We start from the raw sequence: 25,819 nt of genomic DNA on the forward strand, positions 1-25,819 counted from the left end.
TCAGAAGGATCGTTGGTGACGAGCCACCCTGTTCAAAATCTCTCCACTTCGGCGCAAAAAATCACCACCACACGCCGCCGCGGGTCACCCGGATGCGCGGGCGACCTTTGTCGGGTGGGTTGAGCGAGGCGTCGCAGGCGGGACGGCTGTCGTCGGCGAAGTCGGTGTTGGCGGCATTGATGAAGCCGCGCGCGCCTTGCGGCAAATACGTGCCGGGGCGGGCGCGGATCTTGGGGATCATCGACGGTCGGGCGCCATGCGGCACAGCGGCGCTGTCGGCTGTAACGATGGGCTCCGGCGCCCCGGTGGTTTTCAGCGCCCTGAGCCGGGCGACGCGGTCGGCGGTGAGCGGGTGGGTGCGCAGCACCGAGGGGTCGGGGATGCGGCCGCTGGGCAGGAGGATGTTTTCCCACACCCTGCCCTGGGCACGTTCGAGCTTGGTCAACGCCGAGGCGAGGCCGTCCGGGTCGCCGGTGAGGATGGCGGCGCCAAGATCGGCGTCGAACTCGCGGGTGCGCGACAGCGCCATCTGCAGCAGGCCGCCGACGGTGGGTGCGGCAAGCAGCACCAGCACGGCGAGCCAGGGCACCTGGGTGCCGAAACCGCCGGCAAAACCGAACAGATTGGAAACAGCGAGACCAGGCCGACAGTCGACATGAACGAGGTGAAGCGCGACACCATGTCGGCGAAGGCCATGACCTTCACGTCTTCATGGGCGATGTGGCTGATCTCATGGGCGAGCACGCCGGCGAACTCGCGCGGGGTCAGGTTGCGGGCAAGCGCGTCAGTCACGGCGATGGCCGCGTCGTTGCGACGGCCGACGGCAAACGCGTTCATCATCTTCGACGGGATGACATAGAGTTTTGGCACCGCAGGCAGCTCGGCGCGGCGGGCGAGCTCTTCGACGATGCGGAAGCCGGCGGGGAAGTCGGCCGGCGTGACCTGCCGCGCCTTGTACATTGACAGCACCATCTGCGGGCTGATGCGCCGCACCGCCCACATGGAAAGCGCGCCAAAGACAAGGGCATAGAGGATGCCGGTGCTGCCTGCGAAGGCCCAGGCGGTGACCCCGAGCAGGAGCAGGCTGCCGGCGCCGAGCAGCCATGTTTGCGCCGTGTTCAGCGCGCGATTGCGTCGGCGTTCGAAAAGGTTGATGGATTGTAGCTCGCTCATGCCCCAAATATGAGCTTGTCACAGGCTTTTGCCGAGTCCCCTGCACGGAAAGTTGCAGAACGCTTGCGCTGTCAGGAGCCTGTTCTTATATACGCCGCAACACCGCTTCGGCCCGGAAAACCGGTATCTGGAGCGGCATTTCGAGTGAACAGGGGCTTTCGTCGGAACGCCTTCATGGGTCCAGAGAGCCTGCTTAGCGGAGAGAAGTACTAAAATGGCAAAAGTTATCGGCATCGATCTGGGAACGACCAATTCCTGCGTCGCCGTCATGGACGGCAAGGACGCGAAAGTCATCGAGAACGCGGAAGGCGCGCGCACGACCCCTTCCATTGTCGCCTTCAGCGGCGACGGCGAGCGTCTCGTCGGCCAGCCGGCCAAGCGCCAGGCGGTCACCAACCCTGAAAACACCGTCTTCGCGGTCAAGCGCCTGATCGGCCGTCGCTACGACGATCCGGTCACCGAAAAGGACAAGAAGCTGGTCCCCTATCACATCGTGAAGGGTGACAATGGCGACGCCTGGGTGGAAGCCGGCGACAAGAAGCAGTCGCCCAGCCAGATCTCGGCGATGATCCTGCAGAAGATGAAGGAAACGGCGGAAGCCTATCTCGGCGAGAAGGTCGAGAAGGCCGTCATCACCGTTCCGGCCTATTTCAACGACGCCCAGCGCCAGGCCACCAAGGACGCCGGCAAGATTGCCGGTCTGGAAGTGCTGCGCATCATCAACGAGCCGACCGCAGCTGCGCTGGCCTATGGCCTCGACAAGACCGAAGGCAAGACGATTGCCGTCTATGACCTTGGCGGCGGCACCTTCGATATCTCGGTTCTCGAGATCGGCGACGGCGTGTTCGAGGTGAAGTCGACCAACGGCGACACCTTCTTGGGCGGCGAAGACTTCGACATGCGCCTGGTCGAGTACCTGGCGGCCGAGTTCAAGAAGGAACAGGGCATCGACCTGAAGAACGACAAGCTTGCCCTGCAGCGCCTCAAGGAAGCTGCGGAGAAGGCTAAGATCGAGCTGTCGTCGACGACCCAGACTGAAATCAACCTGCCCTTCATCACCGCTGACGCGACCGGCCCGAAGCACCTGACGCTGAAGCTGTCGCGCGCCAAGTTCGAACAGTTGGTCGACGACCTCGTCCAGCGCACGATCGAGCCGTGCAAGGCAGCGCTCAGGGATGCCGGCCTGAAGGCAGGCGAGATCGACGAAGTGGTCCTGGTCGGCGGCATGACCCGCATGCCCAAGATCCAGGAGATCGTGAAGCAGTTCTTCGGCAAGGAGCCGCACAAGGGCGTCAACCCCGACGAGGTGGTTGCTCTCGGTGCTGCCATCCAGGCCGGCGTGCTGCAGGGCGACGTCAAGGACGTGCTGCTGCTCGACGTGACCCCGCTGTCTCTGGGCATCGAGACGCTGGGCGGCGTGTTCACCCGCCTGATCGAGCGCAACACCACGATCCCGACCAAGAAGAGCCAGGTCTTCTCGACTGCCGAGGACAGCCAGTCGGCGGTGACCATCCGCGTCTTCCAGGGCGAGCGTGAAATGGCTGCCGACAACAAGATGCTCGGCCAGTTCGACCTGGTCGGCATTCCGCCCGCACCGCGCGGCGTGCCGCAGATCGAAGTGACCTTCGACATCGACGCCAACGGCATCGTCAACGTCTCGGCCAAGGACAAGGGCACCGGCAAGGAGCACCAGATCCGCATCCAGGCATCTGGCGGTCTGTCCGACGCCGACATCGAGAAGATGGTCAAGGACGCCGAGGTCAATGCCGAGGCCGACAAGAAGCGCAAGGCACTGGTCGAGGCACGTAACCAGGCCGAAAGCCTGCTGAATTCCTCGGAGAAGTCGCTCAAGGAATATGGCGACAAGGTCACCGAAGCAGACCGCACTGCGATTTCGGATGCGATCGCAGCCCTGAGGACCGCGACCGAAGGCGACGACGCCGAAGCGATCAACGCCAAGTCGCAGGCGCTTGCCGAAGCTTCGATGAAGCTCGGCCAGGCCATGTACGAGGCTTCGCAGAAGGAAGCGGCCGAATCCGACGCCGCCGCCGATGCTGCCAAGGACAGCGACGTGGTCGACGCCGATTTCGAAGAGATCGACGACAACGACGACAAGAAGAAGTCGGCCTGATCGGATCGACATCCAGTCTAATCGGAAAGCCCGGCCATTGCGCCGGGCTTTTCTTTTGCGTCAAATACAGAGACTGTCGGCGTTTAAGCTTAAGGAAAGAATGTACAGGCAGGCTGTGGCTGGACCCGGCCGAGAGTTGACCTCGGCGGTGCGGTGGTGGAGGGCGGCATGCACTTCAGGACGCTCGAAATCTGGCGGCTGGCCGCAGCTCTTACCGTGATGATGTGGCATTTTCTGCGCTATGCGCCGCCCGGACACGAGGCGGCGAGCAATGCGCTCTACCGGCTGATGCCGCTGATGGAAATGTTCTTCATGATCTCCGGCTTCCTGATCATGCTGCGTTATGCCGACACGCTTTTGGCCGAGCCGGGATCGTTCCGCCGCTTCATCGTGCGCCGTCTGGCCCGGCTCTATCCGCTCTATCTGGTGACGCTGCTGTTCTTCTGCGTGGTTGCCGCGGCCCTGCATTTCGGCCTGGTGCAGACCCAGCAGCCCGAGCGTTATGCCTGGGCGGCGCTGCCAGCCAACCTGCTGCTGGTCCAGGCCTGGGGCCTGACCGACAATCTGACCTTCAACTATGTCAGCTGGACGCTGTCGGCAGAGTGGTTCTGCTATCTCGCCCTGCCCGTCATCGTCCTGGCTTATCGCCGCCACGGCAGGTTGGGACTGGCTGTGGTGGCGGCGTCCGCCGTCTCTGGGCTGGAGTTGGCGGTGATGCTGGGCTGGATCCCGTTTCCGAGCTGGCTCGAGGCCAACACCTGGGGCGCCTATCGCGCCTTTGCCGATTTCGCACTCGGCGCGATGGTGGCGGTGGCCATGCGGGACTCCAGGCTCAAGTTGTCGAGCCACCTGCCCGGCTGGCTGACCTTTGCCCTGGCGATCGCGGCAATGGCGACCCAGCAGAACGCCTATGTGATCGTGCTCTTGCTGGCGGCGGCGATGTTCCTCGCCGCCCTTGCCGAGCGCAACAATCCCGATGGCGCGCTTTATCTCAAGCCGTTGCATCCGTTCGGCCGCGTCTCGTTCGGCATCTACATGATCCACCCTGTCATCGAGACGCTGCTTTTGGCGCTAGTTTGGCGCAAGCTGGTCGAACCGCTCGAGGTGATCGGCTTCTACACCTTCTGGCTGGTGCCGGCGGCAACCGTCATGGTGGTGGCGATGGCCTCCGACCGCTACTTTGAGGGGCCGGTGAGCCAGTATCTCAATTCCCGGGTTGGGGGTGGAAAAACCTAAAGCGGCACGTCGCCGTATCGCTTGAGCGGCCCCAAGGCCACAATGGCTGCAAATTTAGCCGATTTTCTGCCGAAATCTGCCGCTTCGGCCAACCGGCCTATGGCATACCGGCGCATGGTTTACTAAATCGGGGCCTATTACCACCGATGGCGCAATCCGGTGGATCGCGCCGAGGCAGTGACGGGAAGATATGAAAGCTGATTTCTACGAAACGCTGGGTGTCCAGAAGGGCGCCGACGAGAAGGAGCTGAAGTCGGCCTTCCGCAAGCTTGCCATGCAGTTCCACCCCGACCGCAATCCGGGCGACGACGCGAGTGAGCACAAGTTCAAGGAAATCAACGAAGCCTACGAGACGTTGAAGGACCCGCAGAAGCGCGCCGCCTATGACCGCTTCGGCCACGCCGCCTTCGAGAATGGCGGCATGGGCAATGGCGGCGGCCACGGCTTTGGCGCCGGCGGCTTCGCCGACATCTTCGAGGACATCTTCGGCGACATGATGGGCGGCGGGCGCCGTCGCTCCTCGGGTGGCCGCGAGCGCGGTGCCGACCTGCGCTACAACATGGAAATTTCGCTCGAGGAGGCCTTTGCCGGCAAGACCGCGCAAATCCGCGTGCCGACATCGATCCTGTGCACCGAATGCGCCGGTTCGGGCGCCAAGCCCGGTACCCAGCCGGTGACCTGCTCGATGTGCCAGGGCCACGGCAAGGTGCGCGCCAGCCAGGGTTTCTTCTCCATCGAGCGCACCTGCCCGCAGTGCCAGGGCCGCGGCCAGACGATCAAGGACCCGTGCGGCAAGTGCGCCGGCCAGGGCCGCGTCACCGAGGAGCGCTCGCTGTCTGTCAACATCCCCTCGGGCATCGAGGACGGCACCCGCATCCGTCTCGCCAATGAAGGCGAGGCCGGCCTGCGCGGCGGCCCGTCAGGCGATCTCTACATCTTCCTGTCGGTCAAGCCGCACGAGTTCTTCCAGCGTGATGGTGCCGATCTCTATTGCAAGGTGCCGATCTCGATGACCACCGCCGCACTGGGCGGACAGTTCGAGGTGGCGACGCTCGACGGTACCCAGACCCGCGTAAAAGTGCCCGAAGGCACCCAGAATGGCCGCCAGTTCCGCCTCAAGGGCAAGGGCATGCCGGTGCTGCGCCAGCCGCAGGTCGGCGATCTCTACATCCAGACCGCCGTCGAGACGCCGCAGAACCTGACGCGGCGGCAGCGCGAGCTGCTCGAGGAATTCGAGAAGCTGTCGTCGACCGAGAACTCGCCGCAGTCGAGCGGTTTCTTCTCGCGCATGAAGGACTTTTTCGAGTCCTTCGGCGATAAATGAGGATGTTTCTGCCGTAACGGAAATTGAGCCAGCTTTCTGCTTGCGCTGGCCCACTTTGCTGTTATTTCTCCCCCCAGCAGCGGTGAGGAGATCGAAGCGATGCCACGCGGTTCCGGATTGCGCAAAACCCTTGCGGCAAGGTTCGACGACGAACTGAAGTTCTTCAAGGGCTGGATCGACAAGCCCAAGGCCGTCGGTTCGATCGTGCCGACCAGCTCGGTCACCGCCAAGCGCATGGCCTCGGTCATCAACACCCGCTCGGGCCTGCCGGTCCTCGAAGTCGGGCCCGGCACCGGCGTCATCACAAAGGCGATCCTCGCCCACGGCGTGAAGCCCGAGGATCTCTATACGGTTGAATACTCAGCCGATTTCGTCCAGCACCTGCGCCGCCTCTACCCAGGCGTCAACGTCATCGAGGGCGACGCCTTCGACCTCGACAACACGCTCGGTGACAAGAAGGACCTGATCTTCGATTCGGTCGTTTCGGGCGTGCCGCTGCTCAACTTTCCGGTCACCAGCCGCGTTGCCTATCTCGAGGGCCTGCTCAAGCGCATCCCTGCCGGACGGCCGGTGATCCAGCTGACCTACGGCCCGAAGTCGCCGATTCCTCCGGGCCTCGGCAACTACACCGTCGAGCATTTCGACTTCATCATCCGCAACATTCCGCCGACGCAGCTCTGGGTCTATCGCCGCGCCAAGCACTGAGCACAGCGGCCTTGATTTGGCCGGCTGATCGCCCCTATACCGTCGCCACGATGTTTGGTGCGTCTTGCCGGGCGTGCCACAGGATGGATGATGCCGCTCGTTCCCAGAATTCTCGTCTTTGCCGGTTCGATCAGGGCCGGCGCCTATAGCGGCCGCACGGCCGACATAGCGCAGAAGGAATTGGCGCTGCAGGGTGCCGAGGTGACGCGCATCTCGCTCGCCGACTATCCGCTGCCGATCATGGACGAAGACCTCGAGGAACGCGACGGCGTGCCCGAAAACGCCGTCAGGCTCGCCCGCCTGATCGACATGCACGACGCGGTGCTGATCGCGACGCCCGAATATAACGGCTCGATGCCGCCCTTGCTCAAGAACACCATCGACTGGGTCAGCCGCGTGCGTAGCGACGGCGGCAGGCGGCTTCAGCCTTATGCCGGCAAGCTGGTGGCGATCTGCTCGTCCTCCGACGGCCATTTCGCCGGCATCCGCAGCGCAACTCACCTGCGCGCGGTGCTGTCGCACATCCAGATGGAAGTGATTTCGCCGCAGGTTTCGGTGCCGCATGGCAGCGAAGCCTTCGACGACAACGGCGAATTCCGCGAGGAGCGCCTGCGCAAGGGCATGCAGCGGCTGTGCCAAACGCTTGTCGAACGAGCCACCATGATGTCGCGAAGGGTAGAACCATGAGCAGCATAGACACTGTACGCGACCGGCTGATCGTCGGCCTTGACCTGCCCACCGTCAAGGAAGCCGAAAGAGCGGTCCGCGAACTCGAAGGCACCGCGAGCTTCTACAAGATCGGTTACCAGCTGGCTTTTGCCGGAGGGCTCGACTTCGCCCGCGAACTGGCCAGCGGCGGCACCAAGGTGTTCCTCGACATGAAGCTGCTCGACATCGACAACACGGTGGCCAAGGGCGTCGAGAACATCGTCAAGATGGGCATGACCATGCTGACGCTGCATGCCTATCCCAAGGCGATGAAGGCGGCGGTCGAGGCAGCCAAAGGCAGCGACCTGTGCCTGCTCGCGGTAACGGTCCTCACCTCCATGGACGAAAAGGACATGATCGACGCGGGCTATGAATACGACCCGCACACGCTGGTGCTGCGCCGCGCCGAACAGGCGCTGCAGGCAAAGATGGGCGGCATCGTCTGCTCGGCCAGCGAAGCCTCGGCAGTGCGCCGCATCGTCGGGCCAGGCATGGCGGTGGTGACGCCGGGCATCCGCCCTGCAGGCAGCGACCATGGCGACCAGAAGCGGGTTGTTACCCCGGCCGACGCCATGCGCAACGGCTCGAGCCACCTCGTCGTTGCCCGCCCGATCGTCGGCGCGGTTGACAGGAAGGCTGCGGCGCAGGCTATCCTTGAGGAAATGGCAAAAGCCTAAGATTCCTCTGTGACGAACGCCCGCCGCGGTTGTCTCCGCTTCCGGTGCTCACGGACCTGAATGTCCACTGTGCTCCGGTTCTCGACAACAACACCAGTCGGCTCGTCACAGCGCGTTTTGAAGATGGGGCAGCCCGGGAGGAAAGAATGACCAAGGCTTACTGGATCGCACGCGTCGATGTTCGCGACCCCGAGGGCTACAAGGGCTATGTCGCTGCGGCCAAGCCGGCCTTCGAACGCTTCGGTGCGAAGTTCATCGCCCGTGGCGGCGCCCATGAGGCGGTGGAGGGGCCTGGCCGGGCCCGCAATGTGATCATCGAGTTCGCCTCGATGGACGACGCGCGCAACTGCTACTTCTCGCCCGAATACCAGCACGCCAAGTCGATCCGCCAGCAGTTTGCCGATGGCGAAATCATGCTGGTCGAAGGCATCTAGCAGCTTCACAACACTCTGAATTGTCCTGCTCCGCCGTGCAGTCTTGCCCGGCGGGGCGATGGTGTTTGGCCGCCGGGCTGATTCGGGGTCTTTCGGCGTCGCACAACGTCAAGGGCGACAGGTGCTGAGCCGGCGGCGCGATTGAAAACGGATTTTCAACAGCTTGGACCAAAGAATGACCCTGTTTCACACCAAGTGAGATATTGCATCGCAGCAGATGTTTGTTAACTTCGTTGCATTGCATGACGGGCCTCCGGCCGGCTCGCCTCCCCGAATGGCCGTATGAGGACATCATGTTTTACCAGCTTTATGAATCGACCCATGCTGCGCTGCAGCCGGCCCGCGCCTATGCGGACGCCGTCAAGCTGTTCTACTCCAACCCGCTCAACCCGTTCTCGCACATGCCGGTCGGCCGCTCGGTGGCGGCGATGGCCGAACTGTTCGAGCGCACGACGCGCCGCTACGGCAAGCCCGCCTTCGGTCTCGACAAGACGGTTGTCGACTTCCAGCCGGTGGCGGTGACCGAGAAGGTCGCGTGGTCGCGGCCGTTCTGCAATCTGATCCGCTTCGAGCGCGACCTGCCCGCCGGCAGCCGCCCCGACCCCAAGCTTTTGATCGTGGCGCCGATGTCGGGCCACTATGCGACGCTGCTGCGTGGCACTGTCGAGGCAATGCTGCCGTATGCCGACGTCTACATCACCGATTGGGCCGATGCCCGCATGGTGCCGGTGACCGAAGGCAAGTTCGATCTCGACGACTACATCGATTATGTCATCGACATGTTCCACGCGCTGGGACCGGACACCCATGTGATGGCGGTGTGCCAGCCTTCGGTGCCGGTGCTCGCCGCAGTCGCCGTGATGGAGGCGCGCGGCGACCGCTTCGCGCCGTCGACGATGACGTTGATGGGCGGCCCGATCGACACCCGGCGCAATCCGACCGCCGTCAACCAACTGGCCGAGAAGAAGAGCATCGACTGGTTCCGCGACAACGTCATCATGCAGGTGCCGTGGCCGGCGCCCGGCTTTGCCCGCGAGGTCTATCCGGGCTTCCTGCAGTTGTCGGGCTTCATGACCATGAACCTCGACCGCCACATCATCGCCCACAAGGACTTCTTCATGCACCTGGTGAAGAACGATGGCGACGGGGCGGAGAAGCACCGCGACTTCTATGACGAATATCTGGCGGTGATGGACCTGACCGCCGAATTCTACCTGCAGACGGTCGACACTGTGTTCGTGCGCCACGCTTTGCCCAAGGGCGAGATGACCCATCGCGGCCAGCCCGTCGACACCTCGGCAATCCGCAACGTCGCGCTGTTCACCGTCGAAGGCGAGAACGACGACATTTCGGGCCTCGGCCAGACGCAGGCAGCGCATGATCTGTGCGTCAACGTTCCCCAGGACATGAAGGCGCATTACATGCAGCCGGCTGTCGGCCATTACGGCGTCTTCAACGGCTCACGCTTCCGCGCCGAGATCGTGCCCCGCATCGTCGACTTCATGGCAAGCTATGGCGCATCCGCACGCAAGGCGGCCAAGCCTCGGCTGGTGCGCAAGGCCTGACGGCCGCCGCCCAGCCAGGTTCATCTTTTCCACAGGCAAGGCCCGGTGCAAACGCCGGGCCTTTCTGCGTTCTGTGCGCCTTTTCGGGTACAGGGCACCCTAACTCGTTGAATTCGTGCAGCGCGGCTGGCGAAAGCCGGCTCCGGTTGTCCGGCCGCCGTGCCGTGCGTCTGTTGCACAATTATCGCTTGGCCGCCGCTGCGGTAACCATGTCTGCAATCTGCAGCGAGCTTTGATTGACTCCGCCTGCCCCTCGCTCTTAACGTTTTATTAACGATGTAAATGGGGCGAGCGGGGCAGATGATTTCCGCAGCAGGCGTACGGTGCGCGGCGGGGCGTGCCGGTGTGTTTTTCGGGCTGATGACGGGCGTGGTTTTGTCCGCTGGCGCAGCCTTTGCTGCGTCCCAGCCGATGACTACGGGTGGGCTGACGTCGCAGCCGATCGGCCATTACGATTTCTGCCGCCTCAATCCGGCCGAGTGCTCGATCCGGTCGCGCGACACCGGGCCCGAGCAGATGACAGGCGCGATGTGGCGCAAGATCGTCGCCGTCAACGTGTCGGTCAACGCCGCCGTCAAACCAATGAACGATATCGACATCTATGGCCGCGACGAGGTCTGGACCTACCCCGACAATAGTGAAGGCGACTGCGAGGACTATGTGCTGGAAAAGCGCCGGACCTTGAACCGCGAAGGTCTGAAGCTGTCCAACCTGCTGATCACGGTGGTGCGCAAGCCCGATGGCGAGGGTCATGCGGTGCTGACCGTGCGCACCTCCAAGGGCGACTTCATCCTCGACAATCTGACCGATGCCGTGCGCCAGTGGGACGAGACCGGCTACAGCTACCTCAAGCGCCAGTCGAGCGAGAACACCGGCCGCTGGGTGACGATCCGCGAAGGCCAGCCGATGCTGGTCGGCTCGGTCAAGTAGCGTCTCTTGCGGATACGGTAACCGCTGTTCCTTCGTGTTTCGCAGGGCGGCTTGTGGCCAAGTGGTCCTGGCCGCGTCCTCTGGCGAGGCAAAACGGCGGCCATATGCCACCGTCCCGTTAGACTTACCGAGCGGTGAGGTTGAGTTCCGCCAGCGCCGCGGACGCTGCATGTCCGCTGTTCGCTTTCATTGGGCTCGTCTACTGCCTTCACCTCCCTTGCGACAGCCTGAACTGCGCTTGCGGCGCCCCTCCTCTTCCTACGCTGCCTGCGCCATGCGCTCGGCGCTCATGCGATATGAAATCGCCTCGGCGAGGTGAATGCGGCCGACAGTCTCGCTGCCATCGAGATCCGCCAGCGTGCGTGCCACCTTGAGCACACGGTGATAGGCGCGGGCGGAAAAGCCGAGCTTTTCGCTGGCGTCGCGCAACAGCGAAAGCCCAGCGGCATCGGGCGCGGCGATGTCTTCGATCAGGCCTGCGGCGCACTGCGCATTGGTGGTGGCACCTGTGACCCCATGGCGTTCGAGGCGCTCGCGCTGGATCGTCCGCGCCCGGGCGACACGCAAGGCGACATCGGCGCTGGCTTCCGAGCGGCTGCCGCGGATGAGGTCGGAGGCCGAGACCGCGGGCACCTCGATGCGCAGGTCGATGCGGTCGAGCAGCGGCCCGGAGATACGTGCCTGATAGTCGGACTGGCAGCGCGTGCCGCGCAGGCAGCGATAGCCGGGTTCGCCGGCCATGCCGCAGCGGCACGGGTTCATCGCCGCGACCAGCTGGATGCGCGCCGGATAGGTGATGCGGTGATTGGCGCGGGCGATCATGCATTCGCCCGTTTCGAGCGGTTGGCGTAAAGAATCGAGCACCTGTGGTGTGAATTCGGGGAGCTCGTCGAGGAACAGCACGCCGTGATGGGCGAGCGATACTTCGCCCGGTCGCGCCTTCAAGCCGCCGCCGACCATTGCCGCCATCGAGGCGGAATGATGCGGTGCCCGGAACGGGCGCCGGTCGGTGAGCTTGCCTTCCGCGAGTTCGCCGGCGATCGAGGCGATCATCGACACTTCGAGAAGTTCCTTGGGCGACAAAGGCGGCAGGATCGAGGGCAGCCGCGCCGCCAGCATCGACTTGCCGGCGCCAGGCGGGCCGACCATCAAGAGGTTGTGGCCGCCAGCGGCGGCGACCTCGAGCGCTCGCTTGGCGCTTTCCTGGCCCTTGATGTCGGCGAGGTCGGGCAGGTCGCGCGCCGCAGCACGAATGCCGGGTTCGGGTCGGGAAAGTACCTGGGTGCCGCGAAAATGGTTGGCGATGGCAATCAGGCTGCGCGGCGCCAGAATGTCGATGTCGGCACCGGCCCAGGCGGCTTCCGGTCCGCTGGCGGCGGGACAGATCAGCCCCTTGCCCTCGGCATTGGCGCCGATTGCCGCCGGCAACGCACCTGCGACCGCCGAAATGGTGCCGTCCAGCGACAGCTCGCCGAGCACGACATAGGCGGCGAGAGCATCGCCCGGCAGGGCGCCGAGTGCTGCCATCAGCCCGAGCGCAATCGGCAGGTCGTAATGGCTGCCTTCCTTGGGCAGGTCGGCCGGGGCAAGGTTAATGGTGACTTTCTTGGCAGGCATCGACAGGCCGGACGCGTGCAACGCCGCCTGCACCCGCTCGCGGCTTTCGGCCACCGCCTTGTCGGGCAGGCCGACGATCTGCATGCCGACCTTGCCGGGCGCGACCATCACCTGCACGTCGACGGGAACCGCCTCGATGCCCTGGAACGCGACAGTGCGCACGCGCGAAACCATGCTGCCCTCCCTATAGCACCGCGCTCCTTGGGGCCGCACGGATGCGCTGTGGCGAATTCATGCACGTTGCTTCCGGCAGGCGGCCCCTCGCCTGCGTAAGCCTCAGCCAAAGACAAGCATAGATTGCAAAGGTGCGCAAGAACAATTCAAGAACATGCACGTCGGCATGGTGCGTTCGGGATACGTTAACCCTGGTGCGCAGCAATCTGCCCTTGCGGCATTAGAGAGAGGGAATATTAAGCGCCGCCGCGCGAAGCTCTGCCCGAAACAGGGGCTATCCACATGCGCAGTCCGTCATCGCGGCACATACGGCGGCGGGCCGTTCTCAGGCAGAGCGACGCCATCATCGCGGGGCTCGAGGCAAGGCTTGAGGCGCAGACGGCGCTGATCCGCGAACAAGCGGCCTCGCTGGCGCACAGCCAGAAGATTTTCGACCGCTCCTCGGCCGCTGCCCGCATCGGCGTCTGGCAATGCAACCTCGCCGACCAGGCGCTGCACTGGACCGACGTGGTCTATGATCTGTTCGACCTGCCGCGTGGAGCACCGCTCGTCCGTGAGGACATCGTCAAATGCTACACCGAGGCTTCCGCCATCGAGCTGCATGCCAAGCGCAGCAAGGGCATTGCGGAGCGCACCGGCTTCGGCCTCGACGCCGAGATCGTGACTGCGAAGGGCAATCGCCGCTGGATCCGCATCACTGCCAGCGTCGAATGCGAGGATGGCGTTGCCGTGCGTATCTTCGGCATGAAGCAGGACATCACCGAAGAGAAGATTCTGGCCGACCAGACCCGCTATCTCGCCGAATATGACGTCATGACCGGGCTCGCCAACCGCAGCCGGTTCCAGACCAAGTTGGCGGAGCTGACGGCCGATGCCGACGATCGGCCTCCGCTCGGAGCGCTGCTGCTGGTCGACCTCGACGGCTTCAAGCAGATCAACGACACCTTTGGCCATGTCGCCGGCGACGAGTGCCTGAAGGAAGTGGCCCGGCGTCTGCAAAACGCCTGCGCCGGCGTCGAGCTCGTCTCGCGCATCGGCGGCGACGAGTTCGCCGTGCTGGTGGGGCCGGAGTTGGACCTTGCGGCGATCTCGGAACTGGCGCGCCAGATCATCGACAGGCTGGGCAGACCGGTCGACCACGGCGGCCGGGCCCTGAAGCTCGGCGCCTCGATCGGCATCGCGATTCATGAAGTGCGCAGCCCCTCGGATCTGCTGGTGCGAGCCGATACCGCGCTCTATGCCGCCAAATCAGCGGGTCGCAACACCTTCCGGATCTTCAAGGCGACCGAGGCCGCCGCAGTGAGAAATCCGCGCGCCGCCTGAGGCGCGACTGCGCTTTTTGCTGGCGAGCTGGTTTTTCGGCGGGGCCGCCCGAGCCGCGTCCTTCCGAGGCCCGGGGTTGTTCTGGGCCAGGCGGGCTGCTAGGAAGCCGCGAGCCAATCAAGACGCCACCGCGCTTCTCCGCGAGACGAACATGGGTACAGCCAAGTCCGCAGACAGGTAGGCCGCAACAACACCAAGACGTTGTTGCGGCGCCCTGCCCCCTCATTTCCTGATCACTGATCGGTCCGGCGCGGTTGCTGGAAATCGTTTCCTGACATCCAGCCGATGTAATCGACAAGCGAAGTGGCAGATCGCCGCCAGATGAAATTCATTTGTGCGGATGAAAAGTCATGCCCAATCGAAACTCTCCCACGTGGAGCCATTCCCTGCCCGCGGCGCTGCTTTTGATGGCGCCCTTCGACATCCTGGCCTCGCTGGCCATGGACATCTACCTGCCTGTGGTGCCGGAGATGCCGGCAATCCTCGCCACCACGCCCGACGTCGTCCAGCTGACGCTGAGCCTCTACATGATCGTGCTCGGCCTCGGGCAGGTGATCTTCGGCCCGATCTCCGACAGGATCGGCCGCCGCTCGGTGCTGCTCGGCGGCGTGCTGCTGTTTGCTGCCGCCTCGTTCCTGCTTGCCGTCACCAGCTCGGCGCCGCTGTTCGTCGCCCTGCGCGTCGTCCAGGCTCTGGGCGCCTCCGCGGCACTCGTCGCCACCTTCGCCACGGTACGCGACGCCTATGCCGAGCGGCCGGAAGGTGCTGTTATCTACAGCCTGTTCAGCGCCATGCTGGCCTGCGTGCCGGCGTTCGGCCCGATCGCCGGCGCGCTTATTGCTCATGGCCTGGGCTGGCGGGCGATCTTCGCCACGCTCGGCTTGCTCGCCGTGTTGGCCATGGTCAATGCGCTTCTGCGTTGGCACGAGACCCGGCCCGAAACGACCCAGTCGCGCCCCGCCTTCCGGGCGATCCTCAAGAGCCCGGCCTTCCTCGTCTATACGCTCGGCTTCAGCGCCGCGATGGGGGCGTTCTTCGTCTTCTTTTCGACGGCGCCACGCGTGCTCATCGATCGCGCCGGCTATTCGCAGCTCGGCTTCAGCCTTGCCTTTGCCACCGCGGCGGTGGCCATGATCGTCACCACGCGCTTCGCCAAACTGTTCGTGGCGCGTTGGGGGATACCCGGCAGCCTGAAGCGCGGCATGGCGATGCTGCTCGCAGGCGCAGTGCTGCTCTGTCTTGGCCAGCTTTTCGGCCAACCCTCCTTCGCGACCTTCATCATGCCGATGTGGGTGATCGCCATCGGTATCGTCTTTGCCGGCGCGGTGACGGCGAATGGCGCGCTCGAAGCGTTCGGCGATGCCGCAGGCACCGCGGTGGCGCTCTATTTCTGCGTTCAGAGCCTGATCGTCGGCCTTATGGGCACGCTGGCGGTGCTCATGCTCGGCGGCGACACAGCCTGGCCGCTCGCCGCCTATTGCGCGGTCATGGCAATTGCGACGCTGTGCGGCCTGAGGTGGTTGCAGGTGGGGTAAGTCTGTGACTCCAGGGGGCCTTGCAGGCCGCCTTTTGCCGCGTCCCCTTGTCAGGGGCGCGGCGCTTGAAGCCGGAGTTGCAGCCATCTCCGCCGGCGGCACCGACGGGATCACGCTGTCCTTGTTATGGAGCCCAGGTGATCGTAACCGCGTCGACCGAGCGGTTGGCGGGGCCGTGAAACACGGCTTCGATGTTGTTGCCATCGGGATCGAACAGGAAGGCTGCGTAGTAGCCGGGATGATAGGCGCGCTCGCCGGGCGCGCCATTGTCTTTGCCGCCCGCAGCAAGACCTGCGGCGTGGAACCGGTCGACGACACTGCGGTCGGTAGCCTGAAACGCAACATGCACGCGGCTGGACTGCTCGCCGGCGTCGACCCACAGCTCGTCGGCGTAGAAATGCGCGCCGCCATCGATGATCGGAATCCCCAGGACGCCAAGCACGGCCGTATAGAACCGCTTGCTTGCCGCGAGGTCGCGGGTGCGGAAATGCAGATGGTCGATCAAACGACCGCGCTTCAGTTCCATTGTCTTGCCTCCATGCTGGTCAACTTCATCGACGTGGGTCGTGATGTCGCCGCAGGCGAAAGGGGCTATTTCGCCCGCTTCTTCTCCACCGCGTCCCAGAACAGCGCGGCGATGTCGGCGCCGCCGAACTTCTTGACCTCGCGGATGCCGGTCGGCGAGGTCACGTTGATCTCGGTCATGTAGTCGCCGATGACGTCGATGCCGACGAGGATGAAACCGCGTTCCCGCAGCGACGGGCCGATGCGGGCGCAGATTTCGCGCTCGCGCTCGGTGAGTTCGGTCTTCTCGGCCCGCCCGCCGGCATGCATGTTGGAGCGGGCATCATGCTCGGCCGGCACGCGGTTGATGGCGCCGGCGGGTTCGCCGTCGATCAGGATGATGCGCTTGTCACCCTTGCGCACGTCCTTGAGGTAGCGCTGGACGATGTAGGGTTCGCGGAACAGCTGGCCGAACATCTCGAGCAGAGACGACAGATTGCGGTCGGCCTCGTGCAGGTGGAAGATACCGGCGCCGCCATTGCCGTAGAGCGGCTTGACGATGATGTCGCCGAACTCCTTGCGGAAGGCGGCCACTTCCTGCGGATCCTTGGTGATCAGCGTCTCCGGCATCAAGTCGGCGAATTCGGTGACGAAGATCTTTTCCGGGCTGTTGCGCACCCATGCCGGGTCGTTGACGACAAGCGTCTTGGGGTGGATGCGCTCGAGCATGTGGGTGGTGGTGATGTAGTTCATGTCGAAGGGCGGATCCTGGCGCAAAAGGATCACGTCCATCTCCGACAGGTCGGTGCGGACGGGCTCGCCGAGGGTGAAGTGGTCACCCTTGACGTCGCGGACCTCGAGCTTCTCGATCCGGGCAAAGACCTTGCCATCGCGCATCGACAGCCGGTCGGGCGTGTAGTGGTAGAGTTCGTGGCCGCGTCGCTGGGCCTCCAGCGACAGCGCGAACGACGTGTCGCCGGCGATGTTGACGGTGAAGATGTGGTCCATCTGGACGGCGATCTTGAGCGGCATGGACGTCTCCGGCGCGGCTTTCGGTAATCTTGTCGCGCGGGCCGGGCTCCGGTCGCGCTCTGCGGTGACGAGGATGTAGCAATTTGCCGTCCTTATGCAATGGCGGCGGGTGCGAACAAGTTCACCCGATGCATCGGCTGGCCGATGCTAGGTCCCGGAGAGGTTCGTCGCATGGCGCCCGCCGATCATGTCGATGAACAGCTCGACCGCTTCGGCCATGGCCTGCCCGGCCGGCTTTTCGACATGCCATTCGGCAAAGTGGCCGTCGATCCACATCCGGCACAGGCCATAGATGAAGGCGCGCGCCGACAGCATCAACGCGTCGGGGGCAAGGGCTGCAGATATTCGGCCGGACGCTTGTCCGCGGGCGATCAGGTCGAGCATGACCAGGCGGATCGCCTCGGTTTCGCCGGTCAGTTTCGGCGAGCCGTGGAAGTCGATCACCGTGCGCGAGGCGATGACGTCGAAGTGCGTCGGATTGGCGAGCGCCCAGGCGAGATAGCCCCGCGCGATGGCGCGCAGGCCCTCGACCGGGTCGGCGTCGCCGGTCGCCGACAGCTCCTGCTGGACCGACAAGGTCAAGCGGCCCATCGCCTGCTCGGCCACCGCCGTCATCAAAGCTGTCTTGTTGGCGAAATGGCGGAAGGGGGCCGCAGGCGAAACGCCGGCGCGCTTTGCGGCTTCGCGCACCGAAACGGCGTCGACGCCCTTCTCCTCGATCATCCCGATGGTGGCGGCGATGAGCTCCTCGACGAGGTTGCCGTGATGATACGCCGCGCGGGAAGAGTTGGTCATGCCTCTTCTAGTAGCGGTCGGCGGGCCGAAATGTAAGCGGCGTAAACATCGACTTGACAGTTCTTTGCAACCGAATGTAAGCAGTGATTACATAGGAGGAAAAATCATGCGGGTCTGGCCCGAAAGCACTTCGAGATGGCCGCCCAGCGGCTGGCGGCTGACAGCCTGGCTTGGCTTGGTCGTGTTGGCGGCGTGCGGCGCTGCTGCCGGCCTGGCAGGCGATCCGGTCGACGGCGCGCGCGTGGTGATCAGGCTCACCGCACGCACCTCACTCATGCTGTTCGTGCTCGCATTCACCGCCTCGAGCCTGGCTTGGCTCTGGCCATCGGCCATGTCGCGCTGGATCAGGGCGAACCGCCGCCATTTCGGCCTGGCCTTCGCCTTTTCGCACGGCGTCCATGCCGTCGCCATCATCGCACTGTCGCAGCTCGATCCGGTGCTGTTCGACGAGCTCACGGCGCCCGCCGCCTTCATCGCCGGCGGCGCCGGCTATCTCGCCATCATCCTGATGGCGGCAACGTCGTTCGACCGGACGGCTGCCGCGATCGGGCCGAAAGCCTGGCGCATCATCCACGGCGGTGGCGCCTGGTTCCTGGCTGTCTTCTTTGTCGTCAATTTCGGGCGCCGGGCGGTGCTGAACCCGGGAATGTACTGGCCTTACATGGCACTGATCCTTGCCGCGATCGCGCTCCGGTTGATGAGCCAATTGTGTGGCCGCGAGCGCGACGTGGCCGGGCAAGGCGCTTAGCTTGCGCGTCAATTTGATGGCTGACTGGCGCCTGGATCCAGCATTTTGGCAGCGCCGGATTGCCATCGCTGAAACCGGTTTCGACGCCGTGTCGAAATCCGGACGGCAAGCTGATTGAATACAATTCCTAAACGCTTTGCTGGCACTGTGCTGCAACAGTTGCAAATATTAGCAGAACAGAGACAAAGCATGCCTATCGGCGTCAGCCATTCGGACAGGGAAACGGCGGATCTGGCCTTCACCGATGCCTTGACCGGGCTGGGCAACCAGCGTCGTTTCTTCGACAAGGTCGAAAGGCTGATCGGCGACCGCGCCGAGGACCCCGCGCCGTTCACCGTCGGCATCCTCGATCTCGACGGCTTCAAGCCGATCAACGACCTGTTCGGACACCGCGCCGGCGACGACATCCTGATCCAGGTGGCGATGCGGCTGCGCGCCGCCTGCGATGGCTATTCGGCGGTGGCGCGTATCGGCGCCGACGAGTTCGCCTTCCTCTACCCGCTGGTGTTCTCAGAGGATGCGGCGGCCGAGAAAGCGCGCATGCTGATCGAAATCCTGTCGGCACCTTACGATGTCGGCGAGCGCACGGCGCGCCTGTCGGCGTCGGTCGGCTGCTCGCTGTTCCATTCGAGCGACGACACCACCGAGACGCTGGTGCGCAAGGCCGAGACAGCACTTTACCACGCCAAGCGCTCGGGTCGCGGCCGCGTCGTCGTCTACACCCGCGAGATGGAGGAGGCGGCCAAGCGCGTCACCCGAATCGAGCAGGCGCTGCGCCGTGCGGTTGCCGCCGGCGATGTCGCGCCGCATTTCCAGCCGATCGTCGATCTCAACAGCCGCCGCACCATCGGTTTCGAGGCGCTGGCACGCTGGACCGACCGCGACCTCGGCTTCGTTTCGCCGGCAGTCTTCATTCCGATCGCCGAGGAGCGCGGCATCATCGGCCCGCTGTCGCAGCTGGTGCTGCGCAAGGCGGCGGAAGCGGCGCGCAGCTGGCCGAAGGAAATGTTCCTGTCATTCAATCTGTCGCCGTCGCAGCTGGTCGACCAGAACACCGGCCTGCACATTCTGTCGATCCTCGAGCGCACCGGCTTCGACCCGCGCCGCCTTGAGATCGAGATCACCGAAACCGGCCTGATGACCGATCCCGCCTCGGCCGAAAAGATCGTCGAGGATCTCAGGCGCGTCGGCATCCGTGTCTCGCTCGACGATTTCGGCACCGGCCAATCGTCGCTCGGGCGCCTGCGCGAATTCCGCTTCGACAAGCTCAAGATCGATCGCGCCTTTGTTGCCTCGATCCTCGAAGACCGGCCGTCCGAACACATCATCCGCGCCATCCTGGCGATGTGCGAAGGCCTCGGCATGGATGTCGTCGCCGAAGGCATCGAGATGGAGGCGCAGGCGGAACGGCTGACGCAGTTCGGCTGTGCCGGCGGGCAGGGTTATCTGTTCGGCCGTCCGGCCGACGCCGCCGCCACGCTCGGCTATCTGCGCGAAGCCCATCGCGGCGGGAGCTTCGCCCGGGCGGTCTGACCGACATGTCCTGACATCACTTCTCGCGTCGCGCGGTGGCTGTGCTGCACCCGTCGCGAACACAAGGTCGGGGCGCCGGTCCGGGAGCATGGCGTGATAGACTGTTCCCGTTCGAGGCTCCGGCAGGATGCTCCGAATTTTCCGTGAGCGAGCACGATCTTTTCCGAAAACCGGTTCCCACTTCTTGCGATCTTGCTCTATGACGGTGGGCATGTCCGGCTTTGGGGGAAGTGGGCGAGGCGAGGGGAAAGATCATGATGCCATCGGCACGTTTTCCTGATCTCGAGGGCCAGTCGGTGCTGATCACTGGTGGCGGCACCGGCATCGGTGCGTCGCTGACCGAGGCGTTTGCCCGGCAGGGCGCGAAGGTCGCCTTCATCGACATCGCGCTGAAGCCGAGCCAGGAGCTGTGTGACGAGATCGAGCAGGCGACCGGCAACCGGCCGCTCTATCTGCGCGCCGACCTTCGCGACATCTCGGAGTTGCGCCGGGCCGTCGGCCGGGCCGAGGAAGAGCATGGCCCGGTGACGGTTTTGGTCAACAACGCTGCCAACGACCTGCGCCACGAGGTATCAGATGTCACTCCCGAGAGCTGGGACGAGAACCAGGCGGTGAACATCAGGCCGCATTTCTTCACCATCCAGGCGGTGGCGCCGGGCATGGTCAAGGCCGGCGGCGGCTCGATCATCAATTTCAGCTCGACCTCCTATATGCTCAACATCGGCGCCATGCCGGCCTACACGGCGGCAAAGGCTGCGATCGTTGGCCTGACCAAGGGGCTTGCCGGGCGCTACGGCCCCGACAACATCAGGGTCAATGCGGTGGCGCCGGGCTGGGTGATCACCGAGCGGCAGCGCGAATTGTGGGTCAGCGAGAAGTCGCTCAAGGCGCATATCTCGCGCCAGTGCATCAAGCGGATGATGCTGCCGGAAGACATGGTTGGGCCGGTGCTTTTCCTGGCTTCGGACGCGTCGAAAATGCTGACGGCACAGACGCTGATCGTCGATGGAGGTATCTTGTGAGTGCTACCCCTACGATAGCGGCCGTTGACTGGGGCACGACCAGGCTGCGTGTCTGGCTGCTCGACGCCAAGGGCGCGGTGCTGGACGAACGGCGCAGCGACGAGGGCTTGCTCACGGCGCAGCACAAGGGTTTTGCCACGGTTCTCGACAGGCAGCTGCAGGACATGGGCGCGGCGAAGGACCTGCCGGCGATCGTCTGCGGCATGGCAGGTGCGCGCCAGGGCTGGGTCGAGGCGCCTTATGTCGACGTGCCGTCGTCGCTGGGCGACATTCTGGGCGCCGCCGTGCCCGTGTCGGGTGCCGGCCGCGACATCCGCATCGTGCCGGGACTGGCCCAGCGCGACCGGCGGGCGCCCGATGTCATGCGCGGCGAGGAGACCCAGCTCGCCGGCATTGCCGCCCTGATCGGAGCGGGCAGCCATCTCGTCTGCATGCCCGGCACGCATTGCAAATGGGTGACCGCCGCGGGCGGCGCCATCCAGGGTTTCGGCACCTGGCCGACCGGCGAGATGTTCTCGGTGCTGGCTCAGCATTCGATCCTGCGCCACTCGATCGGCGACAAGCCGGCAAAGGTGTCGCCGGACAGCAAGGTCTTCCGCGACTGGTGCGGGGAAGCGCTGTCCGACGGCGACATCGGCGCGAGATTGTTCGGCATCCGCGCCGCCGGCCTGCTCTCCGGACTCGGCCAGGAGGATGCGGCAGCGGCACTTTCGGGCCTGCTGATCGGCGCCGAGGTTGCCTCGGCGGTCAGGCGCTTCGGCCGGCGCGAAACGCCTGTCGTGCTTGTCGTCTCCGGCGCGCTGGGCGGGCTCTACGCCGAGGCGATGCGCCTCGCCGGCATTGCGGTGACGATCGCCGATGCCGATGAAGCGGTGCTGGCCGGCCTGGTGGCCGCTGCCCGCCGCAATGGGATGCTGGCTGAAGGAGTGGCTGAATGAGCGTGACTGCACCGTTCCCCGAGCTTGGCCGCGGGCTGGTTGCCATCCTGCGCGGACTGAAACCGGAGGAGGCGCTTGGCGTTGGCCAGGCGGTGTTCGATGCCGGTATCGAGGCGATCGAGGTGCCGCTCAATTCGCCCGATCCGTTCCGCTCGATCGAGATCCTGGCCAGGGCGCTGCCTGCGGCACTGGTTGGCGGCGGCACCGTGGTGTGGGCCAAGGATGTCGATCGGCTTCACGATGCCGGCGGGCGGCTGCTGGTCAGCCCCAACATCGATGCCGAGGTGATGGGCCGCGCGGGTGCGCACAAAATGGTGACGATGCCCGGCGTGATGACGCCGACCGACGCGTTCCTGGCTCTGCGGCTGGGCGCCTCGGCGCTGAAGTTTTTCCCGGCGAGCGTGCTCGGGCCAGGCGGCATTTCGGCGATCCGTGCCGTGCTGCCCAGGGAGACGCAGGTCGGTGTCGTCGGCGGCGTGTCCGAGGTCGATTTCGCCGCTTACGCCAAGGTCGGTGTGCAATTGTTCGGGCTCGGCTCCAGCCTCTACAAACCCGGCATGAGTGCTGCCGACGTCGGCAAACGCGCCCGGGCGGCAGTGGCCGGCTGGGACGCCATCGGCAAGGGTGCCTGACATGGCGGCCAGCATCCTGTCCGACGAGACCTGCGAGCTCGGCGAGGGCCCGACCTACGATCCCGCCACCGACACGCTTTGCTGGTTCGACATACTGGCGAGCCGGATGCTGGAGAAGAAGCTGTCCGGCGGGCAGACGCGCATCCACCAACTGGACGAGATGGCGAGCGCGATCGCCACGATCGACGGCGAGCGCCAGCTGCTGCTCACCGAAACCGGGTTGCATGTCCGCGATGCTACGACCGGCAAGCTCAAGCTGCATATGTCGGTCGAAGCCGCCAATGCCGGCACGCGCTCGAACGACGCGCGTGTGCATCCGTGCGGCGCGCTGTGGTTCGGCACCATGGGCAAGAAGGCCGAGGCCGGTGCCGGCGCCATCTACTGGTTCTTCCGTGGCGAGCTCAGGCTGCTTTTTCCGGCGATCAGCATTCCCAATTCGATCTGCTTCAGCCCGGACGGCAAGACCGCCTACTACACCGACACGGCGGTCAACCTGCTCTACCGCCTCGACTGCGATGCCGACACCGGTCTGCCGCTCGGCGAGCCGAAGCTGTTTGTTGATCGGCGCGGCGACAGGGGCGGCATCGACGGCTCGGTCGTCGACCGCGACGGGGTGCTGTGGAACGCCAGCTGGGGCGGCGGCCGCGTCGACGCCTATGCGCCCGACGGCAAGCTGGTGCGCAGCGTGCCAGTGCCGGCGGTGCAGACCTCGTGCCCGGCCTTCGTCGGGCACGCCGCCGACCGGATGGTGGTGACCTCGGCGGCCGAAGGCATGAGCGCCAAAGCGCGCCGGGCGGATCCGCATGCCGGCAAGACCTTCCTGCTCGACATCCAGGTCAATGGTCGGCATGAGCCGAACGTACTGATCTGAGGCGCGGCAAGCGCCCGCTCTGCAGTCCTTCAACTGGCGGGCCTTGTCGCCCGGACGATGGCAACAGGTCGGTTTTCCGGCAAGCCTGAGACGACGGGGATGCCATTGTCGTGCACCGGCGAAGTGCTTCCGCGCCGCCCGCATGCAGGAACAGTGCCGATGGCCGGACAAAAACCGACGCTTTTTCTCGTCCATGAGCCGGAGCGTGCGTGTTCGGAGCGATTGCTCGATGACGGCTTCTCGGCCCAGGCGGCGATGGAGATCTCGTCCTATCTGGCGCAGTCGACCGACATGGTGCCGGAGTTCAGCGCCCTAGATGAAGCATGCGCCAGGCGTGGCCTCGATTTTCGCGCCGTCGAACTGGACGATGCGGCAGCGGTGCTGGCATCAGTTGACCGTGGCGCCAGCCTGGTGTGGACGCTGACCGACGGCATCGCTTTTTTCCGTGGCGGTGCCGCACCGGCACTTGCCCGGCTGAACGGCTTGCGGACCATCGGCGCCGACGACAGCCTGTTTGCGCTGTGCCAGGACAAGTTTCGTGCCGGTTCCGTGCTATCGGCTCTCGGCCTGCCGGTGCCGGCGGCGGGTCTCGTGCGCGGCGGCGAATGGCTGGTCGAACCGCTGGCGTCTTCGTCGGGCTATTTTGTCAAACCGAACCGGCTCGGCGCCAAGATCGGCATCTGGGCGGATTCGCGTATCGCCAACGTCACGGAGGCGTTGGCGCTCGGGCGCAGGGTGTTCGACGCCTACCGCGACGACGTCATCGTCCAGCCCTATGTCTCGGGCCGCAATGTGCGGGCGAGCTTCCTGGCGGTCGATCCTGAAGTTGGGCCCGAGGCGCTCGGCATCGTTTTTGTCGATTCAGGTGGCGATTTCCAGACCATGGCCGACAGTATGGCGCTCTATGGCGACACCGGCGCGGCAGCCAGGGAAGCGGGGAAGTATGTCGAGCCGGAACTGGTGCAGGTGGCGTCGCTGCAGCCGCGCGCGGCCGAGCGCATCCGGCGGATCGCCGCAAGGCTGGTGGCGGGCATCGGCCTGCGCGATGTCTTCTCGCTCGACTTCCGCGTCGAGGCCGACGACACCGTGCACCTCATCGAATTCGAGGTCTGCCCGGGCCTGCCCTGCTTCGATTTCCGCGCCTATTGCCGGACGGAGTGGCAGCTCAGCCTCGCCGAGGCAATGGCCGAGACGGCGGCGCGGCGCATCGGTTAGAGGCGCGCCGCGTCTTTGGCAGCGCAACCGTCAGGTGCGCTGCATGCAGACGGACGTATGTCCCGACCTGACGAAGCCGATCTGCTGGGCTGCGCCCTTGGACAGGTCGAGCACGCGGCCCTTGATGAATGGGCCGCGATCGTTGATGCGGACGACGACGCTCTTGCCGTTCTTCTGGTTGGTGACGCGGATTTTGGTGCCGAAAGGAAGCGAGCGGTGCGCCGCGGTCATGGCCGATGGGTTCATGCGTTCGCCCGAAGCGGTCTTCGAGGTCAGTGCATACCAGGACGCCTTGCCGCACTGGGCGGAAGCGGTGCCGGTGAGGGCTATCATCATGCCGGCGGCGAGGGTGGCCGCCGCGATCGCGGGCTTGGCGCGGTTCTTCATCTTCTGGTTAACGCTCTGTTGATAAACACACGGAGCGGTTTCACCCGAAATGTGGCAGCGAATGCGGCAAGCATCGGGCAGTTCCGAGGCGAGCGCACACGTTTGGAGTCTCAAGGTAACAGTTTGTCAGGCCCGTTCGGGACGCAAGGAAGGAATATCTTCATAATTGCGGAGTGGGCGACGAGTTCATCGCTGAATCACTGGATTCGCCGCTGGCGAAAAACTTCTTGATGATACTTTCAGAACGAAAGAAATATCAAGAATCACGCGAGCGTTGTGAAGATAATCAACAGGGAGGCTGTGTCAAAATGAAGTTATTGCCAAACATCGTGGCGGGACTCGCGGTCGTCATAGGCATCGTCTGGATTCTGCAAGGCGCCGGCCTGCTCGGCGGCAGCTTCATGACAGGGCGTACAGAATGGTTCTGGATCGGGATCGTGACGGCGTTGGCCGGTTGTGTCGCGTTTTTGTGGCTCAGACGCCCCGGCAGGTGAAACGAACGGTTGCACTGCCGGACGACAACACGTCAGACAATTGCAGCTGGGCGCCGAGCCGCTAAGAATAGGCTCGCTAAGGCGTGGCCGGTCCGGTCGGTATTGGGTGCGAGGGG

Annotated in this window: 25 protein-coding genes and 1 pseudogene; 19 read left to right on the forward strand and 7 right to left on the reverse strand. The window is 64.6% G+C overall.

Features of this window, described 5'->3' with window-relative positions:
• Positions 1-61 precede the first annotated feature (61 nt).
• Positions 62-574: a M48 family metalloprotease gene (locus Amn_RS00325; RefSeq protein WP_286294230.1), complete on the reverse strand. Its 513-nt coding sequence runs from the start codon at positions 572-574 to the stop codon at positions 62-64.
• Between the two features lie 137 nt (positions 575-711).
• Positions 712-1,173: pseudogene (locus tag Amn_RS32560) on the reverse strand (M48 family metalloprotease); the annotation flags it as partial.
• Between the two features lie 214 nt (positions 1,174-1,387).
• Here Amn_RS32560 and dnaK point away from each other — a divergent pair.
• The 9 genes from dnaK (at position 1,388) to Amn_RS00375 (ending at position 10,883) form a co-directional block, all read left to right on the forward strand.
• Positions 1,388-3,304, forward strand: a complete 1,917-nt coding sequence (dnaK, locus tag Amn_RS00335; RefSeq protein ID WP_067955694.1) for a molecular chaperone DnaK — start codon at positions 1,388-1,390, stop codon at positions 3,302-3,304.
• A 168-nt stretch (positions 3,305-3,472) separates the two neighbouring features.
• The gene (locus Amn_RS00340; protein ID WP_286294232.1) at positions 3,473-4,540 is read left to right on the forward strand and encodes an acyltransferase family protein; all 1,068 of its coding nucleotides are present in this window, start codon (positions 3,473-3,475) and stop codon (positions 4,538-4,540) included.
• A gap of 190 nt (positions 4,541-4,730) precedes the next feature.
• Complete coding sequence (gene dnaJ / locus Amn_RS00345; protein WP_286294233.1) at positions 4,731-5,864, forward strand: molecular chaperone DnaJ; 1,134 nt, start codon at positions 4,731-4,733, stop codon at positions 5,862-5,864.
• Positions 5,865-5,963: 99 nt separating this feature from the next.
• A complete protein-coding gene (gene pmtA, locus Amn_RS00350; protein WP_067955687.1) occupies positions 5,964-6,569 on the forward strand; it encodes a phospholipid N-methyltransferase PmtA in 606 nt (201 codons plus the stop codon).
• Between the two features lie 90 nt (positions 6,570-6,659).
• Positions 6,660-7,256 (forward strand): NADPH-dependent FMN reductase, encoded by a 597-nt coding sequence (locus Amn_RS00355; RefSeq protein WP_067965870.1) that lies wholly within the window; start codon positions 6,660-6,662, stop codon positions 7,254-7,256.
• Positions 7,253-7,954 carry an orotidine-5'-phosphate decarboxylase gene (gene pyrF, locus Amn_RS00360; protein ID WP_192312762.1) on the forward strand — a complete coding sequence of 234 codons (702 nt, stop codon included), beginning with the start codon at positions 7,253-7,255 and terminating at the stop codon, positions 7,952-7,954. Before Amn_RS00355 ends, pyrF begins: the two co-directional genes overlap by 4 nt.
• Before the next feature lie 146 nt (positions 7,955-8,100).
• Positions 8,101-8,388 (forward strand): DUF1330 domain-containing protein, encoded by a 288-nt coding sequence (locus Amn_RS00365; RefSeq protein WP_055982026.1) that lies wholly within the window; start codon positions 8,101-8,103, stop codon positions 8,386-8,388.
• A 293-nt stretch (positions 8,389-8,681) separates the two neighbouring features.
• Positions 8,682-9,953, forward strand: coding sequence for a polyhydroxyalkanoate depolymerase (locus Amn_RS00370; protein WP_286294235.1), 1,272 nt, complete (start codon positions 8,682-8,684; stop codon positions 9,951-9,953).
• 300 nt (positions 9,954-10,253) lie between these two features.
• Positions 10,254-10,883, forward strand: coding sequence for a transglutaminase-like cysteine peptidase (locus Amn_RS00375; RefSeq protein ID WP_067955683.1), 630 nt, complete (start codon positions 10,254-10,256; stop codon positions 10,881-10,883).
• A gap of 258 nt (positions 10,884-11,141) precedes the next feature.
• On the opposite strand, the gene Amn_RS00380 is transcribed toward Amn_RS00375, so the two are convergent.
• Positions 11,142-12,674, reverse strand: a complete 1,533-nt coding sequence (locus Amn_RS00380) for a YifB family Mg chelatase-like AAA ATPase (RefSeq protein ID WP_067955681.1) — start codon at positions 12,672-12,674, stop codon at positions 11,142-11,144.
• Between the two features lie 282 nt (positions 12,675-12,956).
• Here Amn_RS00380 and Amn_RS00385 point away from each other — a divergent pair, with 282 nt between their 5' ends.
• Positions 12,957-13,997, forward strand: a complete 1,041-nt coding sequence (locus Amn_RS00385) for a sensor domain-containing diguanylate cyclase (RefSeq protein WP_286294236.1) — start codon at positions 12,957-12,959, stop codon at positions 13,995-13,997.
• A gap of 350 nt (positions 13,998-14,347) precedes the next feature.
• Positions 14,348-15,532: a CmlA/FloR family chloramphenicol efflux MFS transporter gene (cml, locus tag Amn_RS00390; protein ID WP_154385264.1), complete on the forward strand. Its 1,185-nt coding sequence runs from the start codon at positions 14,348-14,350 to the stop codon at positions 15,530-15,532.
• A gap of 124 nt (positions 15,533-15,656) precedes the next feature.
• Here the strand turns inward: cml and Amn_RS00395 are convergent, their stop codons facing one another.
• The 3 genes from Amn_RS00395 to Amn_RS00405 all read right to left on the reverse strand — a co-directional run bounded on the left by Amn_RS00395 (position 15,657) and on the right by Amn_RS00405 (position 17,863).
• Positions 15,657-16,058, reverse strand: coding sequence for a VOC family protein (locus Amn_RS00395; protein WP_286294237.1), 402 nt, complete (start codon positions 16,056-16,058; stop codon positions 15,657-15,659).
• A 65-nt stretch (positions 16,059-16,123) separates the two neighbouring features.
• Positions 16,124-17,068 carry a glutathione synthase gene (gshB, locus tag Amn_RS00400; RefSeq protein WP_182574474.1) on the reverse strand — a complete coding sequence of 315 codons (945 nt, stop codon included), beginning with the start codon at positions 17,066-17,068 and terminating at the stop codon, positions 16,124-16,126.
• A 147-nt stretch (positions 17,069-17,215) separates the two neighbouring features.
• A complete protein-coding gene (locus tag Amn_RS00405; protein ID WP_067955672.1) occupies positions 17,216-17,863 on the reverse strand; it encodes a TetR/AcrR family transcriptional regulator in 648 nt (215 codons plus the stop codon).
• A gap of 106 nt (positions 17,864-17,969) precedes the next feature.
• Between Amn_RS00405 and Amn_RS00410 the strand changes: the two genes are divergently transcribed.
• The 7 genes from Amn_RS00410 to Amn_RS00440 all read left to right on the forward strand — a co-directional run bounded on the left by Amn_RS00410 (position 17,970) and on the right by Amn_RS00440 (position 24,822).
• On the forward strand, positions 17,970-18,611 hold the full coding sequence (locus Amn_RS00410; protein ID WP_067955670.1) for a ferric reductase-like transmembrane domain-containing protein: 642 nt from the start codon (positions 17,970-17,972) through the stop codon (positions 18,609-18,611).
• Positions 18,612-18,800: 189 nt separating this feature from the next.
• Positions 18,801-20,144 (forward strand): putative bifunctional diguanylate cyclase/phosphodiesterase, encoded by a 1,344-nt coding sequence (locus tag Amn_RS00415; protein ID WP_067955669.1) that lies wholly within the window; start codon positions 18,801-18,803, stop codon positions 20,142-20,144.
• Between the two features lie 254 nt (positions 20,145-20,398).
• Positions 20,399-21,166: an SDR family NAD(P)-dependent oxidoreductase gene (locus tag Amn_RS00420; protein ID WP_192312741.1), complete on the forward strand. Its 768-nt coding sequence runs from the start codon at positions 20,399-20,401 to the stop codon at positions 21,164-21,166.
• Positions 21,163-22,104 carry a 2-dehydro-3-deoxygalactonokinase gene (locus tag Amn_RS00425; RefSeq protein ID WP_067955665.1) on the forward strand — a complete coding sequence of 314 codons (942 nt, stop codon included), beginning with the start codon at positions 21,163-21,165 and terminating at the stop codon, positions 22,102-22,104. The genes Amn_RS00420 and Amn_RS00425 overlap by 4 nt, the downstream gene beginning before the upstream one ends.
• Entirely contained in the window at positions 22,101-22,736 is a 636-nt protein-coding gene (locus Amn_RS00430) for a 2-dehydro-3-deoxy-6-phosphogalactonate aldolase (protein WP_286294239.1), read from the forward strand. The genes Amn_RS00425 and Amn_RS00430 overlap by 4 nt, the downstream gene beginning before the upstream one ends.
• 1 nt (position 22,737) lies before the next feature.
• The gene (locus tag Amn_RS00435; protein WP_067955661.1) at positions 22,738-23,607 is read left to right on the forward strand and encodes an SMP-30/gluconolactonase/LRE family protein; all 870 of its coding nucleotides are present in this window, start codon (positions 22,738-22,740) and stop codon (positions 23,605-23,607) included.
• A gap of 159 nt (positions 23,608-23,766) precedes the next feature.
• Positions 23,767-24,822: a D-alanine--D-alanine ligase family protein gene (locus Amn_RS00440; protein ID WP_067955659.1), complete on the forward strand. Its 1,056-nt coding sequence runs from the start codon at positions 23,767-23,769 to the stop codon at positions 24,820-24,822.
• Positions 24,823-24,852: 30 nt separating this feature from the next.
• On the opposite strand, the gene Amn_RS00445 is transcribed toward Amn_RS00440, so the two are convergent.
• Positions 24,853-25,209, reverse strand: coding sequence for a septal ring lytic transglycosylase RlpA family protein (locus tag Amn_RS00445; protein ID WP_067955657.1), 357 nt, complete (start codon positions 25,207-25,209; stop codon positions 24,853-24,855).
• Positions 25,210-25,382: 173 nt separating this feature from the next.
• On the opposite strand from Amn_RS00445, the gene Amn_RS00450 reads away from it, so the two are divergent.
• The gene (locus tag Amn_RS00450; protein ID WP_286294240.1) at positions 25,383-25,703 is read left to right on the forward strand and encodes a hypothetical protein; all 321 of its coding nucleotides are present in this window, start codon (positions 25,383-25,385) and stop codon (positions 25,701-25,703) included.
• Positions 25,704-25,819 lie beyond the last annotated feature (116 nt).

The organism is Aminobacter sp. Y103A, assembly GCF_030294925.1.
In the GTDB taxonomy this organism is placed as follows: domain Bacteria; phylum Pseudomonadota; class Alphaproteobacteria; order Rhizobiales; family Rhizobiaceae; genus Aminobacter; species Aminobacter ciceronei.

Excerpts from the sequence above, each read along its gene's own strand:
- dnaK (WP_067955694.1), top strand. The coding sequence starts at position 1,388 with ATGGCAAAAGTTATCGGCATCGATCTGGGAACGACCAATTCCTGCGTC.
- Amn_RS00340 (WP_286294232.1), top strand. The coding sequence starts at position 3,473 with ATGCACTTCAGGACGCTCGAAATCTGGCGGCTGGCCGCAGCTCTTACC.
- dnaJ (WP_286294233.1), top strand. The coding sequence starts at position 4,731 with ATGAAAGCTGATTTCTACGAAACGCTGGGTGTCCAGAAGGGCGCCGAC.
- pmtA (WP_067955687.1), top strand. The coding sequence starts at position 5,964 with ATGCCACGCGGTTCCGGATTGCGCAAAACCCTTGCGGCAAGGTTCGAC.
- Amn_RS00355 (WP_067965870.1), top strand. The coding sequence starts at position 6,660 with ATGCCGCTCGTTCCCAGAATTCTCGTCTTTGCCGGTTCGATCAGGGCC.
- pyrF (WP_192312762.1), top strand. The coding sequence starts at position 7,253 with ATGAGCAGCATAGACACTGTACGCGACCGGCTGATCGTCGGCCTTGAC.
- Amn_RS00365 (WP_055982026.1), top strand. The coding sequence starts at position 8,101 with ATGACCAAGGCTTACTGGATCGCACGCGTCGATGTTCGCGACCCCGAG.
- Amn_RS00370 (WP_286294235.1), top strand. The coding sequence starts at position 8,682 with ATGTTTTACCAGCTTTATGAATCGACCCATGCTGCGCTGCAGCCGGCC.
- Amn_RS00375 (WP_067955683.1), top strand. The coding sequence starts at position 10,254 with ATGATTTCCGCAGCAGGCGTACGGTGCGCGGCGGGGCGTGCCGGTGTG.
- Amn_RS00380 (WP_067955681.1), bottom strand. The coding sequence starts at position 12,674 with ATGGTTTCGCGCGTGCGCACTGTCGCGTTCCAGGGCATCGAGGCGGTT.
- Amn_RS00385 (WP_286294236.1), top strand. The coding sequence starts at position 12,957 with ATGCGCAGTCCGTCATCGCGGCACATACGGCGGCGGGCCGTTCTCAGG.
- cml (WP_154385264.1), top strand. The coding sequence starts at position 14,348 with ATGCCCAATCGAAACTCTCCCACGTGGAGCCATTCCCTGCCCGCGGCG.
- Amn_RS00395 (WP_286294237.1), bottom strand. The coding sequence starts at position 16,058 with ATGGAACTGAAGCGCGGTCGTTTGATCGACCATCTGCATTTCCGCACC.
- gshB (WP_182574474.1), bottom strand. The coding sequence starts at position 17,068 with ATGCCGCTCAAGATCGCCGTCCAGATGGACCACATCTTCACCGTCAAC.
- Amn_RS00405 (WP_067955672.1), bottom strand. The coding sequence starts at position 17,863 with ATGACCAACTCTTCCCGCGCGGCGTATCATCACGGCAACCTCGTCGAG.
- Amn_RS00410 (WP_067955670.1), top strand. The coding sequence starts at position 17,970 with ATGCGGGTCTGGCCCGAAAGCACTTCGAGATGGCCGCCCAGCGGCTGG.
- Amn_RS00415 (WP_067955669.1), top strand. The coding sequence starts at position 18,801 with ATGCCTATCGGCGTCAGCCATTCGGACAGGGAAACGGCGGATCTGGCC.
- Amn_RS00420 (WP_192312741.1), top strand. The coding sequence starts at position 20,399 with ATGATGCCATCGGCACGTTTTCCTGATCTCGAGGGCCAGTCGGTGCTG.
- Amn_RS00430 (WP_286294239.1), top strand. The coding sequence starts at position 22,101 with ATGAGCGTGACTGCACCGTTCCCCGAGCTTGGCCGCGGGCTGGTTGCC.
- Amn_RS00435 (WP_067955661.1), top strand. The coding sequence starts at position 22,738 with ATGGCGGCCAGCATCCTGTCCGACGAGACCTGCGAGCTCGGCGAGGGC.
- Amn_RS00440 (WP_067955659.1), top strand. The coding sequence starts at position 23,767 with ATGGCCGGACAAAAACCGACGCTTTTTCTCGTCCATGAGCCGGAGCGT.
- Amn_RS00445 (WP_067955657.1), bottom strand. The coding sequence starts at position 25,209 with ATGAAGAACCGCGCCAAGCCCGCGATCGCGGCGGCCACCCTCGCCGCC.